The sequence below is a fragment of the Streptomyces spiramenti genome, from assembly GCF_012034385.1.
In the GTDB taxonomy this organism is placed as follows: Bacteria; Actinomycetota; Actinomycetes; order Streptomycetales; family Streptomycetaceae; genus Streptomyces; species Streptomyces spiramenti.
On record NZ_JAAVJB010000011.1, the window covers coordinates 16,131 to 33,114 of the forward strand.

Sequence of the window (16,984 nt, forward strand, 5' to 3'; positions counted from 1 at the left end):
GCGGAGCCGGTTCCGGCTGCGACGGGACGCGACGGTCAGTCGACCATGTCGCGCACCAGAGCGTCGGCGAGCAGACGGCCCCGTAGCGTCAGCACCGCCCTGCCACGACGGTGAGCTGCCCGCTCCAGCAGGCCCTCCTCCACCGCGCGGCTCGCGACCAGTGCCCCGGCGGGCGTCAACAGGTCGAGCGGGCAACCGTCCGAGAGCCGCAGTTCGAGCATGATCCGCTCGACGCGGCGGTCCTCCGCGGACAGCACCTCCCGTCCCACCCCCGGCGACGTCCCCTCCCCCAGGGAGCGGGCATAGGCCGCCGGGTGCTTGCCGTTCCACCACCGCACCCCGCCGACGTGGCTGTGCGCGCCGGGCCCGGCGCCCCACCAGTCGGCGCCCCGCCAGTACAGGTCGTTGTGCCGGCAGCGGGCAGCCTCGGAGGTGGCCCAGTTCGACACCTCGTACCAGGAGAAGCCCGCGGCGGAGAGCGCCTCCTCGGTCATCAGGTAGCGGTCGGCGTGCTGGTCGTCATCGGTCGGCGCGATCTCGCCGCGGCGGATACGGCGCGCCAGGCCGGTGCCGTCCTCCACGATCAGGGCGTACGCCGACACGTGGTCCGGTCCGGCACCGAGCGCCGCGTCCAGGGTCGCGCGCCAGTCGTCGTCGCTCTCACCGGGCGTGCCGTAGATGAGGTCCAGGTTGACGTGCTCGAACCCCGCGGCGTGCGCCTCTGCCACGCATGCCTCGGGCCGGCCCGGCGTATGGGTCCTGTCGAGGATCCGCAGGACGTGCGGACGGGCGGACTGCATCCCGAACGACACACGGGTGAAACCCCCGGCGCGCAGCTCGGCGAGGTAGGCCGGGTCGACGGAGTCCGGGTTCGCCTCGGTGGTCACCTCGGCCCCGTCGGCGAGCCCGAACTCCTCCCGGATCGCGGCAACCGCCCTGACCAGGTCGGCGGCGGGCAGGAGAGTGGGAGTGCCGCCGCCCACGAAGACGGTCTCGACCGGCCTCTGGTCGTCACCGAGCACGGCACGAGCCAGGCGGACCTCGGCGACCAGGTTGTCGGCGTAGCTGTCACGCGAGGCGAGCACGGTGTCGGGGCCGGAGCCGACCCGGAGCTCGGCAGCCGTGTAGGTGTTGAAGTCGCAGTACCCGCAGCGGCTGGCGCAGTACGGGACGTGCAGGTAGAACCCGAGGGGCCGCCCCGCGGTGTCCTGGAGGGCGTGGGACGGGAGTGAACCGTCGACGGGCACGGCTTCGCCGTCGGGCAGTGCGGAGGGCATGGGGCCCATTGTCCCGCATCGCGCCCCGCGCGTTACCGGGGGCGCACACCGGCCGGAAGGCTCCGGGCCCGTGCGGGCCCGGAGCGCGGAGCCGAGTGCGGACGTCGAGCCTGCCGCCCCCGCCCGCGGCAGCCCTCAGGCAGCCCGACTGCCCTCGTACATGCCGTCGATCAGGTCGCGGTACTCGCGCTCGACCACCGGACGCTTGAGCTTGAGGCTCGCGGTCAGCTCACCGTGCTCCACGTCGAGGTCACGGGGCAGCAACCGGAACTGCTTGATCGTCTGCCACTTCTGCAGTCCCGCGTTGAGCTGTGACACATAGCCGTCGACCATGGCGACGGTGCGGGGATCGGTCACGATCTCCTCGTAGGAACCGCCGGCCATACCGTTCTCCGCGGCCCAAGCCGAGATCGACGGTTCGTCCAGAGCAATCAGCGCCGAACAGAAGTTCCTGCTCGCCCCGATCACCAGCACGTTCGACACGTACGGGCAGACGGCCTTGAAGCGGCCCTCGATGGCCGTCGGCGCTATGTACTTCCCGCCGGACGTCTTGAACAGGTCCTTCTTGCGGTCCGTGATGCGCAGATACCCGTCGTCGGAGAGTTCGCCGATGTCCCCGGTGTGGAGCCAGCCGTCCTCCTCGAGTACCTCCGCCGTCCGATCGGGGAGGTTGTGGTAGCCCTCCATGACGCCGGGCCCCCGCAGCAGCACCTCGCCGTCCTCCGCGATCCGCACCTCCAGGCCGGGCAGCGCCTTCCCGACGGTACCCGTACGGTAGGCCTCCATGGGGTTGACGAAGTTCGCCGCGCTGGACTCCGTGAGCCCGTACCCCTCGAGGATGTGGATGCCCGCGCCGGAGAAGAAGTACCCGATCTCCGGCGCCAGCGCCGCCGAACCGGAGATGCAGCCCCGCATCCGCCCACCGAAACGCTCCCGCAGCTTGGTGTAGACCAGCCGGTCGGCGACAGCGTGCTTCAGGCGCAGCCCTGTGGGCGCCTGGGCGGTTCCGGTACGCCGCAGGTTGTCCTGGGTGACGCGGGCGTACTCCTTCGCCACTCCCGCCGCCCACAGGAAGATCTTGTACTTGGCCCCGCCTGCGTCCTTCGCCTTGTTGGCGGCACCGTTGTAGACCTTCTCGAAGATGCGCGGGACCGCCGCCATGTACGTGGGGCGCACGACCGGGAGGTTCTCGACGATCTTGTCGACCCGACCGTCGACGGCCGCCACGTGCCCGACCTTGAGCTGCCCGGCCAGCAGCGCCTTGCCGAAGACGTGGGCCAACGGCAGCCACAGGTACTGGATGTCGTCGGCGCGCAGCAGGTGCACACCGTCGATGGCGTGGCCCATGTAGGACCACGCGTCGTGGCGCAACCGCACTCCCTTCGGCCGACCCGTCGTGCCCGAGGTGTAGATGAGCGTCGCGAGCTGGTCGGGCGCCAGCGAGGCGACCGAGTCCCGGACGCTCGCCGGGTGGTCGGCCAGGTGACGCCGGCCCCGGCCGAGCAGGTCCTCCAGCGAGAGCACCCAGCCCTCCGGATCCCCTGCCACCGCGACCGCGTCGTCGGCCTCGATCACCACCACGTGGGCGAGCCCGGGCAACTCACCCCGACGCGCGCGGACCTTGGCGAGCTGGGAGGCGTCCTCGGCTATCAGGACACGGCTGTCGGAGTCGCCGAGGATGAAGGCCGCTTCCTCCTCGTTGGTCTGCGGGTAGATCGTGGTCGTCGCGCCCCCGGCGCAGAGCACCCCGAGGTCGCACAGGATCCAGTCCACTCGGGTGTTCGAGGCGATGGCGACTCGCTCCTCGGAGCGCAGCCCCAGCGCCATCAGTCCTGCCGCGACGGCGTGGACCCGGTCGGCGGCCTCGGCCCAGTTGTAGCTGCGCCACTCGTCGGGGCCCCCGTCCCGCGACGGCACGGGGTAGCGGTAGGCCTCCTTCTCAGGCGTCGCCTCGACCCGTTCCAGGAACAGATGCGCCATTGAGGGCGGTCGGTTCTCGATCGGGTTCTGCTTGTCGCTCACGACATCCTCCGGCTCCGCGCTCCACAGGTGCAACCCGCGGGTAACTCCAAGTGGCGCTCACCATAGAGCGCTCCGGCGTCAGGCGTAAGGGTGTGAACTTCGCGAGATCATGTTGTGCCCGACGGGTGTCGCACGGGCCCCTCCGCACTCGGCATCGACCGCGGCGGACACGTCGGCGCGTCGGCGATCGGAGATGCCGGCGCGGGGCGAACGCTGCCGACGCGGTGGATGTCGGCGACGACGCAGCGGGTGCTGCCGACAGCGGCCCGGCGCGACGGAGACGGGGGGCAACGGGCCCTGCTCGGTGGGCCCCGGCTCGACGGGCCGCGGAGGGGCGCGCCGACGCGGAGACTCTGCCCGGAGACCGCTCGTGTTCGCCGAGCGGCTGGTGCCCACGGCTCAGGAGGCCCCGGCGTGCTGGAGCGCGCGCCTCCAGGTAGCCGGGCCCCTGGCGCGGCTCGGAGGCACGGCGCCCAGGCGTGCGCGGGCGCGCCACCCCGGCATGGCGCAGCTACCGTAATCAGGCGTACGGGTGGTCGGAGCCGGGCCGACTGCCCGCAGTTCGTGGTGGTGCGGGGCACGGCGACCGGCAGGGTGACGGCCTCCCCCGCGTGCCGGAGGCCGCCACCCGCGCCGCTACTTCTTGCCCTTGGCGTCGGCCGGTGCGTCCGAGTCCGAGGACAGCGCGGCGATGAACGCCTCCTGGGGAACCTCGACGCGGCCCACGACCTTCATCCGCTTCTTGCCTTCCTTCTGCTTCTCCAGCAGCTTCCGCTTGCGGGAGATGTCACCGCCGTAGCACTTGGAGAGGACGTCCTTACGAATGGCGCGCACCGTCTCCCTGGCGATGACGCGCGAACCGACCGCCGCCTGGATCGGCACCTCGAACTGCTGCCGCGGAATGAGCTCGCGCAGCTTGCTCGCCATGCGAACCCCGTAGGCGTAGGCCTTGTCCTTGTGGACGATCGCGGAGAACGCGTCGACCTTGTCCCCGTGGAGCAGGATGTCCACCTTCACCAGGGCCGCGGCCTGCTCCCCCGTGGGCTCGTAGTCGAGCGAGGCGTAACCGCGGGTCTTGGACTTCAGGGCATCGAAGAAGTCGAAGACGATCTCCGCGAGAGGGAGGCTGTAACGCAGCTCGACCCGGTCCTCGGAGAGGTAGTCCATACCCTGCAGCGTGCCCCGGCGCGTCTGGCAGAGTTCCATGATCGCGCCGATGAACTCACTCGGAGCGAGGAGCGTGGCGCGGACCACCGGCTCCCGGACCTCGTCGATCTTCCCCGTCGGGAACTCACTCGGGTTGGTGACGGTGTACTCGGTACCGTCCTCCATCGTCACGCCGTAGACGACGTTCGGTGCGGTCGCGATGAGGTCGAGGCCGAACTCCCGCTCCAACCGCTCCCGCACGACCTCCAGGTGCAGCAGCCCGAGGAAGCCGACGCGGAACCCGAAGCCCAACGCCGCGGAGGTCTCCGGCTCGTAGGTGAGCGCGGCGTCGTTGAGCTGCAGCTTGTCGAGGGCCTCCCGCAGGTCCGGGTAGTCCGAGCCGTCCAGCGGGTACAGCCCGGAGAAGACCATGGGCTTGGGGTCCTTGTAGCCGCCGAGCGCCTCGGTGGCCCCACCCTTCAGCAGGGTGATGGTGTCGCCGACCCGGGACTGCCGCACGTCCTTCACGCCGGTGATCAGGTAGCCCACCTCGCCCACGGCGAGACCGGCGGCGGCGGTCATCTCCGGCGAATTGGTGCCGATCTCCAGCAGCTCGTGCGTCGCACCGGTGGACATCATCTGGATGCGTTCCCGCTTGCCCAGACGGCCGTCGACGACCTTCACGTACGTGACGACACCGCGGTACGAGTCGTAGACGGAGTCGAAGATCATCGCGCGGGCGGGCGCCTCCGCGACACCGACGGGCGCCGGTACCTTGCGGACCACCTCGTCCAGCAGCTCCGCCACGCCCTCGCCGGTCTTCGCGGAGACCTTCAGCACGTCCGACACGTCGCAGCCGATGAGGTGAGCGAGCTCGGCGGCGAACTTCTCCGGCTGCGCCGCCGGAAGATCGATCTTGTTGAGCACCGGGATGATGGTGAGGTCGTTCTCCATCGCCAGGTAGAGGTTGGCGAGAGTCTGCGCCTCGATTCCCTGCGCGGCGTCGACCAGAAGGACACATCCCTCGCAGGCGGCCAATGACCGCGAGACCTCGTAGGTGAAGTCGACGTGCCCCGGGGTGTCGATCATGTTGAGGATGTGCGAGGTGTCGTCGAGGTCCCACGGCAGCCGGACAGCCTGCGACTTGATCGTGATACCGCGTTCCCGCTCGATGTCCATCCGGTCGAGGTACTGGGCACGCATCTGGCGCTGCTCGACCACCTCGGTCAGTTGCAGCATCCGGTCGGCAAGCGTGGACTTGCCGTGGTCGATGTGCGCGATGATGCAGAAGTTACGGATAACGGCCGGGTCGGTGCGGCTCGGCTCCGGCGCATTCGAAAGGGTCGTCGCGGGCACGCGGGGTCCTGTCCGGTGAAGGCTCGATGAATCGGGGCACTGGCGTTGGATGGCCCCATCGTCCCATGCCGCACGGGTAACGGTCCGCCGGGGAAGCAACGCCCGCACGGGTCGGCCGGCCTCTCGGCCGCCGATTGTGACCGGCACCCGGCCCGCTGGTAGTCTGACCGACTGTGCTGCCCACCATCTCGGCCGGGCACACGGGCGGACCGCGAGCCGGAGAGATCGACACCGACACGCACGTCCACCACACCGTGACTCTTCCGAACCTGAAAAGGCTCATTCGTGGCGAACATCAAGTCCCAGATCAAGCGGATCAAGACCAACGAGAAGGCCCGCCTGCGCAACAAGGCGGTCAAGTCCGAGCTGAAGACCGCTGTCCGCGCCACCCGTGAGGCGATCGCCTCCGGTGACGCCGACAAGGCTGCCGCGGCTGCGCGCGTCGCCGGCCAGAAGCTCGACAAGGCCGTCAGCAAGGGCGTTCTGCACAAGAACAACGCCGCCAACAAGAAGTCGGCGCTGGACTCGCAGGTCGCCGCGCTCAAGGCCTGAACCACCGCTTGACCCGCCGGTCCGGGCCATGCGGCCCCTCTCTCCGCACCGGTCGGCGGCCCACGCACCGCACACGCCCGACGTTCGCCACGTGGGTGCGGTGCGACATATCAGCACTGTTCCGGGCCCCGTGTCGCTCCACCCCGAGCGGCACGGGGCTTTCGGTTGCCCCAGCGCCCCGGCCGGCAAGCGTGCGAGGGCGCCCGCTGCGTGCCGTCCCGGGCACGCGCTGCGCCGTGGCCCGACGGGAGCGGCCTTCGAGTGGCCGGCACCGCGGCAGTCGGACCAGAGGTGTCCAGGAGCGGCGGCCCCGGCCGGGCTCAGCTCCGGACCGGCCTCGCCGCCCGGGCGGTGGCAATGGTCACCACGGCCTTCTCCAGGGCATAGGCGGGGTCGTCACCGCCGCCTTTGACGGCGGCGTCTGCCTCAGCGACGGCTTGGACGGCGACGGCAACGCCGTCAGGTGTCCAGCCACGCAACTGCTGGCGCACTCTGTCGATCTTCCACGGCGGCATGCCGAGGTCGCGGGCGAGTTCCCCGGGGGAGAGTCTCGGTGCGGCAGCGAGCTTTCCGATGGCTCGGACACCTTGAGAGAGCGCGCTCGTGACCAGGACGGGCGCCACCCCGGTGGCCAGTGACCAACGCAGCGCTTCGAGGGCCTCCGCAGTCTTCCCCTCCACCGCGCGGTCGGCGACGGTGAAACTGGACGCCTCGGCCCGACCGGTGTAGTAGCGGGCCACCACCGCCTCGTCGATCGTCCCCTCGATGTCGGCGGCGAGCTGACCGCACGCGGAGGCGAGCTCACGGAGATCACTGCCGATGGCGTCCACCAACGCCTGGCACGCTCCGGGCGTCGCGCTGCGTCCGGCGCTCCTGAACTCGTTCCGGACGAACGCCAGGCGATCGGCCGGCTTGGTCATCTTCGGGCAGGCAACCTCACGCGCACCGGCTTTGCGGGCCGCATCGAGAAGCCCCTTGCCTTTTGCGCCGCCCGCGTGCAGCAGAACCAGGGAGATCTCCTCGATCGGTGAGGAGAGGTAGCTCTTGAGCTCTTTGACGCTGTCCGCGCCGAGATCCTGCGACTGGCGCACCACCACGACCTTGCGCTCCGCGAAGAGGGAAGGGCTGGTCACCTCGCCCAGCACACCGGGTTGCAGTGCGCCGGGGGCCAGATCCCTCACGTCGGTGTCGGGGTCGGCGGCGCGGGCCGCCTCGACGACCTCTCGTACCGCGCGGTCCAGGAGCAGCTCCTCCTGACCGACCGCCACCGTCACGGGAGCGAGAGGGTCGTCACCGTGTCCGCCTGAGGTCTGCTTCTTGGCTGCCATCAGGGCCAGCATCCCATGCGGCTACGACAGCGGGGACAATGAGCGTGTGACCGACGTACGACACATCCTGGTACTGCCGGACCGGGACTCCGCTGAAGCCGTCGCCGAGCTGTGCTCGGAACTCCCCGCCGGCGAGAGTGCACCCGAGGTACACCGTGAGGCGCTGGCCGGTGAGGACGACGCCGAGGACGCCCAGTGGCTCGTGGTGCTGGACGGGTGCTCCGACGATGACCTCGACCTGACCGCCCTCGCGGAGCTCGCAGAGACACACGGCGGGTGGCTGGAGCGGGACTGAGCTCGGTGCGGTGCCGGCCTCAGGGGGCGGTGCCGCGGCACGTGGTGTGTCCGCGTCTCGCCGTTCGGCGTTGATGTTCGCCGCGAGCCGGGCAGCGCGCTCAAGAGGTAGGCCGGCACGGGCCCGCCGAACTCCCTTCTCCACCGCGCCACGCTCGAAGGCCTGGTGCCGACAGTGGTCCCGAATCCCGGCGCGCGCCCAGCGGCCGGTCACGACGCGCCCTGCTGCCGTCTCTCGGGCTCGCGACCGGGCGGTACGGATTCGGGAGCCCCCCTTCACGGTGGAGGTCGCCTGGTCGGGATCGCGGTGGCCCCGCGGGTCGTCAGAGCGAGAGAGCCGTGCAGGTCCGTCCGGAGAACGGTGGCGCCCATCTCTTCCAGCGTGGCCAGCGTTGCCGGGTCGGGGTGACCGTAGGAGTTGTCCGCCCCCGCGGAAACGATCGCCCACCGGGGACTGAGCCGGCGAAGAAGCGCTTCCTCCTGGTAGGCGGACCCGTGGTGGGGGACCTTGAGGATGTCGACCACGGACAGCGCGGGCTGCGACACGAGCAGTCGTTGTTGCGCGGTCGGTTCCAGGTCGCCGGGCAGGAACACAGTCATGCCCGCGGTCCGAACGAGCAGCGTGACGCTCGCGTCGTTGGCGTCCGGGATCACCTCTGCGACCGGTGGCCACAGCACTTCCCAGCTCAGCTCGTGGCCCACGACTCCCCGATCCCCGGCCGCCGCCGGTTCCACGGGGACGCCGAACTCCGCGGCCACTGACTCGACCTCGCGCACCTGGGACTCCGGCAGCCGGGTCGCCGTCGTTCGGATGGCTCCGACCGACCGGCCCTCCAGCACTCCCGACAGTCCCGCGACGTGGTCGGCGTGGAAGTGGCTCAGGACGACCAGGGGAACGTGACGCACTCCCAGGGCTCGCAGACAGTCGTCCACCGCCCTCGGGTCGGGTCCCGCGTCGACCACCACGGCGCTCCCCGGCCCCGCCGCCAGCACTGTGGCGTCGCCCTGGCCCACGTCGCAGGCCGCCACTCTCCACCCCGGGGGAGGCCACCCCGAGATCCACTGCTCCAGTGGTTGTGGCCGTAGCGCCGCCAGCAGCAGGAGCAGGGAGCAGGCTGCGGCGGTCCACGGGCGGCGCCGCAACCTGCGGGCGAGAACGATGAGGGCGACGCTCAGGCCCGCGAGCAGCGCCGCGCCCCACCATCCGTCCGGCCAGCCGAATTCCGCGCCAGGCAGCGACGCCCCCGTCCGAGCTACGGTGGCGATCCATCGTGCGGGCCAGGAGGCCAGCCACGCGAGCGCCTGGGCGAGCGGCAGGGCGACGGGCGCCGCCATCATCGCTGCCCATCCGAGCACCAGCACCGGAGCGAAGGCCAACTCGGCCAGCAGGTTCGCCGGAACAGCAACCAGACTGACCCGCGCGGAGAAGACCGCCACCACCGGCGCACAGACAAGCTGCGCGGCCAGTGCTACCGCCAGCCCTTCGGCGAGCCGGGGAGGCAGGCCCTTGCGACGCAACGCGAGGCTCCACGGCGGCGCGATGACCAGGAGAGCCGCGGTCGCCAGCACCGACAACAGGAAGCCGAAGGACACGGCGTGCGTCGGGTCGTGGAGGATCAGCAGGAGAGCCGCCGCCGCGAGAGCCGGCAGCAGGGACCGGCGACGCCCGGTTGCGATCGCCAGGAGGGCGATCGCTCCGCAGACCGCGGCTCGCAGCACGCTCGGGCCCGGGCGGCAGAGGATGACGAACCCGATCACCACTGCGCCGCCGAGCAACGCCGTGGCTCGCAGCGGGAGGCCGAGCCTCGCCGCGAGCCCGCCACGCTCGGCTCGCGAAGCGGTCGTCGGTGTGCCGATCACCACCGCCAACAGCAACGAGAGGTGCGCTCCCGACACGACGATCGTGTGGGTCAGGTCGGTCGCCCGCACTGCTTCGTCGAGGTCGTCCGGGACCTGTGACGCGTCCCCGACGATCAGGGCCGGGAGCAGTCCCTTCGGGTCGGCCGGCAGGTCGGCGACGGCCTCGCGAAGTCTCTCGCGGAGTGCTCCTGCCAGGCGCTGCACGGTCGTCGGGTCGTCGACCGTTTCGGGTGGCGCCGCGCCTCGGACGAAGAGCACCGCCGCGATGTCCGCCCCGCTGCCCGTCGGCTGGGCGGCGCGCGCGGTGATCCTCAGCCTCGTCGTCGGGAGGAGTTGCTTCCAGGCTTCGTGCGGCTGGGAAACGATCAACAGGATCGGGGTACGGATTTCCGTGGAACCCCCCTCGGCGGTGATCAGGCGGTCCGCCGTGGCTGTGATCAGGAGAGGTCTGGTCCATGCACCCGGCTTGGGTCGAGCCATCCGCGGGTCGCCCGTGACCGTCACGTCGACCTCGACCAGGGCTTCGCGCTCCGCGAGCTGCGGGAGGGGGCCCGAGCGGGCTGCCGCCGCGTGCAGTCCGGCGGATGTCCCCGCCGCCGCTGCCGCCAGCAGTGCCAGCGTCGCCGTGACGGTCAGTGCACGACGTCGCCTCAGCGCTGGTGCCAGGAGCGCCAGCGCCGCCAGCCAGGCCACGACTACGAGGGGGACGACTGTTCCGGTCGGCAGCTGGAGGCACAGCGCGGCCGCCGCCCAGGCCGCGATCGCCGGAGGCACCAGACGGAGATCGAGTGGTTCCGGTTCCGGGTGCCCCGAGGGTGTGTCCTGCTCGTCGTGGGCATGGGTTCTGGGCTCGTGCATGCGTGGGTGTCCCGGTCGGGCTCGTGGCGCCTTCTGTGTCGGTCGAGCCATGTCGCTGCGCTCCGAGGCCCTGGCTCCTCCGGCTGCGGCCCCGTGACCTGCGCCGCCCCGGAGGTCGCGTGGGTGCATCGGGGCGGGTGAGAGTGACGACCACGGAGACGACGATGCTCAGAGTGGCCGCGAAGCCGGTGGGGGGCAGTGGGACCTCGGTCGACCCGACGCCGGCCGGACGGCCCGCCGCGCGCCGGTCCGGGCGGGGTCGGCGGTCCCGGGACAGCCGCTCGCTCCCTGGGGCGGTCGACCGGCAGCCCGTAGCCGGTGGCGAGGTCACAGGACCATCCGTTCCCGAAGATCCGCCAGGCGGGTCTCGCCGATCCCGGAGACCGCGATCAGCTGGTCGACGGAGGTGAACTGTCCGTGCTGCTCGCGGTGAGCGATGATGCTGCCCGCCAGGACCGGGCCGACGCCTGGGAGTTCCTCCAGATCGTCGGCGGTCGCCGTGTTGAGCCGGACTTTCCCCTGGCTGTCGAACCCCTGCCGCACGGGTGCCGGGGCGTCCCCGGGCTGGTGGGCGTCGCCGCCCACGACGATGTGCTCTCCGTCCGTGAGTGGGCGTGCCCGGTTGATGAGATCGGTTTCGGCACCCGGAACAGGTCCGCCTGCGGCGTCGATGGCGTCGCCGACCCGGGACCCCGGCGGCAGCGTCCGTAGCCCCGGATCGACGACCTCCCCGGCGACGTCGACCACCAATGAGGTGGCGGCGGCCGGGTCTTCAGGGCTCAGGTGATGATCGGCAGGTGTCGGAGGCCCGGAAGGGGCGGGTGGAGAGACGGGCTCGGGGGCGGCGGCGACGACTTTGCCGTCTCCAGGGTCGAAGTCCTGTGGCCGCCCGGTCCAGTAGTGGTGCACAGCGAAGCCCACGGCGACAGCGAGGACCACTCCCGCCGCGGCCAGGGTGCGCGGCTCGATGCCGCACCGCGGCAGGATCCAACCGCTCAGAGCGTCTTGACACGCCAGCCGGGCGCGCAGCGCGAAGGGGAGTCTCCCCTGGTGCGGCGTCCCGCCGTCCTCACTCGGGGCCCGGCGTCGGTCTGCGGCCGGAATAGGCTGTTCGTCGCGATCCGGACGCTCCGGGGCAGGCGGGACCGCCCGCTCGATGGCCGCCGGGGCCGTGGGGTGCTCTTCCGAACCGATGGTTGCGCCGCCTGCGGGCGCTGGAACGCCCACGGCGGCGGCGTCGGCACTGTCGGGCTTGCCCAGGAGCGCCGCTGCGCGGACACGAGTGCGGGCCAGGTCCGTCTCGGCGCGACGGCGACCGCCGCGGCCCGGCCCCCGGGTCTCGGAGATGGTGCGAGATGTCATGGCGCGAGACTCTAGGAACGCCCGCCCCACAGATGTTGATCATGGGTTGTTCCTGTGGACAAGTCAGCGCATGTGGATAACTCGGCCACTCCTGCGAGTGACCGTCGTAGCAGCACGTTTGGGTTCGTGCAGCATGAGCAACAACGCTGTCAGGAGCTGCACTGCCGGCGGTCCGTCGCACCGACCGACGGCAGCTCGGCACCGATCGTCACCGCGGCGCCGTGATGACTCCCAGCAGCCCGGGGCCCGTGTGCGCTCCCAACACCGCGCCCACCTCACCCACGTGGAGTGCCGCCAGCCCTGGCAGTCGTCCCCGGAGCCGGTCGGCCAGCTCCCCCGCACGCTCGTCGGCCGCGAGGTGCTGTACCGCCACATCCACCTTCGCCACGCCGGCGTGCTCGACGACCAGCTCCTCCAGGCGGGCCAGCGCCCTGCCCGCCGTCCTCACCTTCTCGAGCAGCTCGATCCGCCCGTCCCTCATCTCCAACAGTGGCTTGACCGCAAGGGCGGACCCGAAGATCGCCTGCGCCGTGTTGATGCGGCCACCGCGTCGGAGGTGGTCGAGTGTGTCGACGTAGAAGTAGGCCCTCGTGGCGGCCGTCCGGCTGCGCGCAGCCTCTGCGACGTCGCCGGCTTCCGCCCCGGCGGCGGCGGCGTGGGCTGCGGCGAGCACGCCGAAGCCGAGTGCGGCGGCGATGGTCCCGCTGTCGACCACGTGCACCGGGATCGGCGCTCGATCCGCGGCCACCATGGCGGCGTCCCACGTTCCGGAGATCTCCGACGACAGGTGCACCGACACCACGGCGGACGCCCCGCTCTCGGCCGCGGCACGATAGGCGCGGACGAACATCTCCGGTCCCGGCCGGGACGTGGTCACCGCGAGCCGCGAACGGAGCGCCGGCACCAGCGCCGCCGCGGCCTCAGGTGTGCCGTCCTGCAACGGCAGACCGTCCACCACCACGGTCAACGGAACCGAGACGATCCCGTGGCGCTCCACGTCCGCCCGTGCCAGATAAGCGGTGGAATCGGTGACGACGGCAACAGAACGGGGCATGAAAACGGAGGATACGGCAGGGCCGAACGTCACTCCGACCCGGTCTCGCGTCCCGTTCCGCGACGGCGGAAGAGCTGGCGGCGTTCCGGTTCGGGATCGAGCTCTCGCTCGGGCTCGGCCTCGGTCTCCGGCCCGGCGGGCGACCAGTGGCGCAGCGCGCTCGCCTCGATCTCGATCTGCTGGTGCAGTGCGTCGAGTTCGCCGTGGTCGTAGTGGTGGGCGCGATCCAGCGCGGCGTGACGGAGGGCGTCGGCGGAACCCCTGATTCGCGCGCTCCGCTCTCGCAGGTCAGGCAGTCGAACGCCGATGCGGGCCCTGTCATGTTCCCCCTGCATGAGGTCACCCAGTTCCGCGTCGAGCCGGCGGGCGTGCCCGTGCAGCTGGTCCAGGAGGTCCAGCGCCTCCCTCAGCGAGGGATCGTCCCGGGAACCGGACTCCAGCGCGCCACGGGTCGTGTCGATCGAGACTCGTAGCTCCCGGCGGAGACGCGCGAGCTCCCCGATGGCGCCTGGCTGGGCTGCGCGGGCTTTGAGCGTGGCGTCCCCCAGGGTCCGGCGCGCCTGAGCGCCCGCGCGCTCGATACCTCGCTTCGCGGCACGCACTGCGGCCACCGCCAGGAACACGAACAGCAGAAAGGACACCACCAGCACACCGAGCACGATCTCCATGACTGCCCCTCCCGGACCTTCTCCGCTGTGTCGCGAACCGGCACATCCCGACGACGTGGTCCCGCGGGATGCGCAGCCGGCCTTCACGACCCGGCTCGCGTGCTGTCCAGGGTAGGCGCACCGGGGCCCGTCCCCGCCCGGACGGCACGTGAGGATCGTCGAGCTGCCCGCGGAGCGCCCTCGCCGAGCCTCCGGCGTTCCCCTGTCCTCGGCGGGGCTCCGGCTCAGCCGGATGCCTCGGCGGCGATTCCCGGACGAGCCGGGCCGGGCGGTGCTGCATGGGGCGCCGGGCGGTCGGCGCACGCCCTGGCCCCGCCACGCGGCCGGGTGGCGGGACCAGGGCGCGCCGTCAGCCGGTCACGAGGTTGACCAGCTTGGGTGCCCGCACGATCACCTTACGTACGGGCGCTCCGTCGAGTGCGCGGAGCACCGCGGGCTCGGCCAGGGCGAGGGCTTCCAGGTCCGCGTCGCTGATGGACGGCGCGACTTCGAGGCGCGCCTTGACCTTGCCCTTGATCTGGACGACGCAGGTGACGCTCTCGTCGACGGCCAGAGCCGGGTCGGCGACCGGGAACGGGTGGTACACGACGGAGTCGCTGTGACCCAAACGCTGCCAGAGCTCCTCCGCGACGTGCGGCGCGAGCGGCGCGATGAGCAGCACCATGGTCTCGGCGGTCTCCCTCGACACGGGGGTGCCCGAGACGGCTGCTTTGGTGACGAGGTTGTTGAGCTCGGTGATCTTCGCGATGGCCGTGTTGAACCGCAGAGCGTCGAGGTCGCGGGTCACGCCGTCGATCGCCTTGTGCAGGGCCCGGAGCGTCGGCTGGTCCGGAGCGCTGTCCACGACCGTGACCTCGCCGGTCTCCTCGTCCAGGACGTTGCGCCACAGCCGCTGGAGCAGGCGGAACTGTCCCACGACGGCGCGTGTGTCCCAGGGCCTGGAGACGTCCAGCGGCCCCATCGCCATCTCGTAGAGACGGAGGGTGTCCGCGCCGTACTCGGCGCACACCTCGTCGGGTGAGACCGCGTTCTTCAGGGACTTGCCCATCTTGCCCAGCTCGCGGCGGACCGGCAGACCGTCGTGGAAGTAGCCGCCGTCTCGCTCCTCGATCTCGGCCGCCGGCACCGGAAACCCACGTGCGTCGCGGTACACGTAGGCCTGGATCATGCCCTGGTTGTACAGCTTGTGGAACGGCTCGGTCGCGGAGACGTGTCCGAGGTCGAAGAGGACCTTGGACCAGAAGCGGGCGTACAGGAGGTGGAGGACGGCGTGCTCCGCGCCACCGATGTACAGGTCGACGCCGCCGTGCGGCCTGTCGGCGCGGGGGCCCATCCAGTGCTGCTCGATGCGGGGGTCGACCGGGGCGCTGTCGTTGTGCGGGTCCAGGTACCGCATCTCGTACCAGCAGCTGCCGGCCCAGTTGGGCATGGTGTTGGTCTCGCGGCGGTACCGGCGGACACCTCGGCCGTCCCCGAGGTCGAGGTCGACGTGCACCCATGCCTCGTTGCGGGACAGCGGGGTCTCGGGCTCGGTGTCGGCGTCGTCGGGGTCGAAGGTCCGCGGGGTGTAGTCGTCGACTTCCGGGAGTTCGAGCGGCAGCATCGACTCCGGGAGCGCGTGGGCGATGCCGTCCTCGTCGTAGACGATCGGGAACGGCTCGCCCCAGTAGCGCTGACGGCTGAACAGCCAGTCGCGCAGTCGGTAGTTGATGGTCCCCTCGCCGAGCCCGGCGGTCTCGAGGTGGGCGATGACCGTGCGCTTGGCGTCGTCCACCCCCATGCCGTTGAGGTCGATCCCGGCGCCGGCGGAGTTGATGGCCGGTCCGTCACCGGTGTAGGCCTCGCCGTCGAAGTCGGCCGGAGGCTGGACGGTCCGCACGATCGGCAGGTCGAAGACGGTGGCGAACTCCCAGTCACGGGGGTCCTGACCCGGCACGGCCATGATGGCGCCGGTCCCGTAGCCCATCAGCACGTAGTCGGCGACGAAGACCGGGACCGATTCGCCGTTCACGGGGTTGACGGCGTAGGCGCCGGTGAAGACGCCGGTCTTCTCCCGGGACTCGGCCTGGCGCTCCACGTCCGACTTGGCCGCGGACTGGGCACGATACGCGGCGACGGCCTCGGCGGGCGTCGCGTGTCCGCCGGTCCACGGCTCGCGGGTGGTCCGGGGCCACGCGGCGGGGACGATCCGGTCGACCAGGGGATGCTCGGGGGCCAGCACCATGTAGGTCGCGCCGAAGAGGGTGTCCGGCCGGGTGGTGAAGACCGTCACGGTCTCCTCGCCGCCATCGGCGGCGGTGGTCGGGAAGTCGACGCGGGCGCCTTCGCTGCGGCCGATCCAGTTCCGCTGCTGGAGCTTGATCGCCTCCGGCCAGTCCAGCGCGTCCAGGTCGTCGATGAGGCGGTCGGCGTAGGCGGTGATCCGCATGTTCCACTGCCGGAGCTTCGCCTTGAAGACAGGGAAGTTGCCCCGCTCGGACCGCCCGTCCGCGGTGACCTCCTCGTTGGCCAGCACGGTCCCCAGCCCCGGGCACCAGTTGACGGGGGCATCGGAGGCGTATGCCAGGCGGTACCCGCCGAGGACGTCGGCACGCTCCTGTTCCGTCAGCTCGCCCCAGGGCCGGTCGCCGGGCAGCGCGCGACGGCCCTGCTCGAACTCCTCGACGAGTTCGGCGATCGGGCGCGCCCGCCGGGCCTCGTCGTCGTACCAGGAGTTGAAGGTCTGCAGGAAGATCCACTGGGTCCACTTGTAGTAGCCCGGATCGATCGTCTCGAACGAGCGGCGCTTGTCGTGGCCGAGGCCGAGCCGCCGCAGCTGCGACTTCATATTGGCGATGTTCGCCTCGGTCGAGACGCGGGGGTGGGTGCCGGTCTGGACTGCGTACTGCTCGGCGGGCAGACCGAAGGCGTCGAAACCGAGCGTGTACAGCACGTTGTGCCCGGTCATCCGCATGAACCGGGAGTAGACGTCGGTGGCGATGTACCCGAGCGGGTGGCCGACGTGCAGCCCCGCACCCGAGGGGTACGGGAACATGTCCATCACGAACTTGGTGGGGCGCGACGCCAGTTCCTCGTCACCGGTGAGGTCGCCGACCGGGTTGGGCGTCTCGTAGGTGCCGTGCTTCTCCCAGTAGTCCTGCCAGCGTGCCTCGATGTCCGCCGCCAGCTCGGCTCCGTACTTGTGGATCTGGGTCATGGTTGTGTGGC

The 16,984-nt window shown here is 71.1% G+C and carries 11 protein-coding genes; 2 read left to right on the plus strand and 9 right to left on the minus strand.

Going from position 1 to position 16,984, the window contains the following annotated elements; genetic code table 11:
- Positions 1 to 35: 35 nt before the first annotated feature.
- The 3 genes from hemW to lepA all read right to left on the minus strand — a co-directional run bounded on the left by hemW (position 36) and on the right by lepA (position 5,801).
- Positions 36 to 1,277, minus strand: a complete 1,242-nt coding sequence (gene hemW / locus HCJ92_RS02895; protein WP_167931785.1) for a radical SAM family heme chaperone HemW — start codon at positions 1,275 to 1,277, stop codon at positions 36 to 38.
- Positions 1,278 to 1,412: 135 nt separating this feature from the next.
- Positions 1,413 to 3,299: an AMP-binding protein gene (locus HCJ92_RS02900; RefSeq protein WP_167931786.1), complete on the minus strand. Its 1,887-nt coding sequence runs from the start codon at positions 3,297 to 3,299 to the stop codon at positions 1,413 to 1,415.
- A 636-nt stretch (positions 3,300 to 3,935) separates the two neighbouring features.
- Positions 3,936 to 5,801: a translation elongation factor 4 gene (gene lepA / locus HCJ92_RS02905; protein WP_167931787.1), complete on the minus strand. Its 1,866-nt coding sequence runs from the start codon at positions 5,799 to 5,801 to the stop codon at positions 3,936 to 3,938.
- 285 nt (positions 5,802 to 6,086) lie between these two features.
- On the opposite strand from lepA, the gene rpsT reads away from it, so the two are divergent.
- On the plus strand, positions 6,087 to 6,353 hold the full coding sequence (rpsT, locus tag HCJ92_RS24625) for a 30S ribosomal protein S20 (RefSeq protein WP_167931788.1): 267 nt from the start codon (positions 6,087 to 6,089) through the stop codon (positions 6,351 to 6,353).
- 320 nt (positions 6,354 to 6,673) lie between these two features.
- Here the strand turns inward: rpsT and holA are convergent, their stop codons facing one another.
- Complete coding sequence (gene holA / locus HCJ92_RS02915; protein ID WP_167931789.1) at positions 6,674 to 7,681, minus strand: DNA polymerase III subunit delta; 1,008 nt, start codon at positions 7,679 to 7,681, stop codon at positions 6,674 to 6,676.
- A 46-nt stretch (positions 7,682 to 7,727) separates the two neighbouring features.
- Here holA and HCJ92_RS02920 point away from each other — a divergent pair, with 46 nt between their 5' ends.
- A complete protein-coding gene (locus tag HCJ92_RS02920) occupies positions 7,728 to 7,976 on the plus strand; it encodes a hypothetical protein (RefSeq protein WP_167931790.1) in 249 nt (82 codons plus the stop codon).
- A gap of 275 nt (positions 7,977 to 8,251) precedes the next feature.
- Here the strand turns inward: HCJ92_RS02920 and HCJ92_RS02925 are convergent, their stop codons facing one another.
- From HCJ92_RS02925 to leuS, 5 genes are all read right to left on the minus strand, one after another.
- Positions 8,252 to 10,693, minus strand: a complete 2,442-nt coding sequence (locus HCJ92_RS02925; protein ID WP_245240527.1) for a ComEC/Rec2 family competence protein — start codon at positions 10,691 to 10,693, stop codon at positions 8,252 to 8,254.
- A gap of 327 nt (positions 10,694 to 11,020) precedes the next feature.
- Positions 11,021 to 11,440 (minus strand): ComEA family DNA-binding protein, encoded by a 420-nt coding sequence (locus HCJ92_RS25500; protein WP_338053987.1) that lies wholly within the window; start codon positions 11,438 to 11,440, stop codon positions 11,021 to 11,023.
- An 823-nt stretch (positions 11,441 to 12,263) separates the two neighbouring features.
- A complete protein-coding gene (locus HCJ92_RS02935) occupies positions 12,264 to 13,109 on the minus strand; it encodes a DegV family protein (RefSeq protein ID WP_167931793.1) in 846 nt (281 codons plus the stop codon).
- Between the two features lie 29 nt (positions 13,110 to 13,138).
- A complete protein-coding gene (locus HCJ92_RS02940; RefSeq protein WP_209310660.1) occupies positions 13,139 to 13,777 on the minus strand; it encodes a hypothetical protein in 639 nt (212 codons plus the stop codon).
- A 349-nt stretch (positions 13,778 to 14,126) separates the two neighbouring features.
- Positions 14,127 to 16,973 carry a leucine--tRNA ligase gene (gene leuS, locus HCJ92_RS02945; protein WP_167931794.1) on the minus strand — a complete coding sequence of 949 codons (2,847 nt, stop codon included), beginning with the start codon at positions 16,971 to 16,973 and terminating at the stop codon, positions 14,127 to 14,129.
- Positions 16,974 to 16,984 lie beyond the last annotated feature (11 nt).

What these genes read in the sequence shown, in the direction of transcription:
- leuS (WP_167931794.1), bottom strand. Translation starts at nt 16,973, where the DNA reads ATGACCCAGATCCACAAGTACGGAGCCGAGCTGGCGGCGGACATCGAG.
- hemW (WP_167931785.1), bottom strand. Translation starts at nt 1,277, where the DNA reads ATGCCCTCCGCACTGCCCGACGGCGAAGCCGTGCCCGTCGACGGTTCA.
- HCJ92_RS02935 (WP_167931793.1), bottom strand. Translation starts at nt 13,109, where the DNA reads ATGCCCCGTTCTGTTGCCGTCGTCACCGATTCCACCGCTTATCTGGCA.
- HCJ92_RS02925 (WP_245240527.1), bottom strand. Translation starts at nt 10,693, where the DNA reads ATGCACGAGCCCAGAACCCATGCCCACGACGAGCAGGACACACCCTCG.
- HCJ92_RS02940 (WP_209310660.1), bottom strand. Translation starts at nt 13,777, where the DNA reads ATGGAGATCGTGCTCGGTGTGCTGGTGGTGTCCTTTCTGCTGTTCGTG.
- holA (WP_167931789.1), bottom strand. Translation starts at nt 7,681, where the DNA reads ATGGCAGCCAAGAAGCAGACCTCAGGCGGACACGGTGACGACCCTCTC.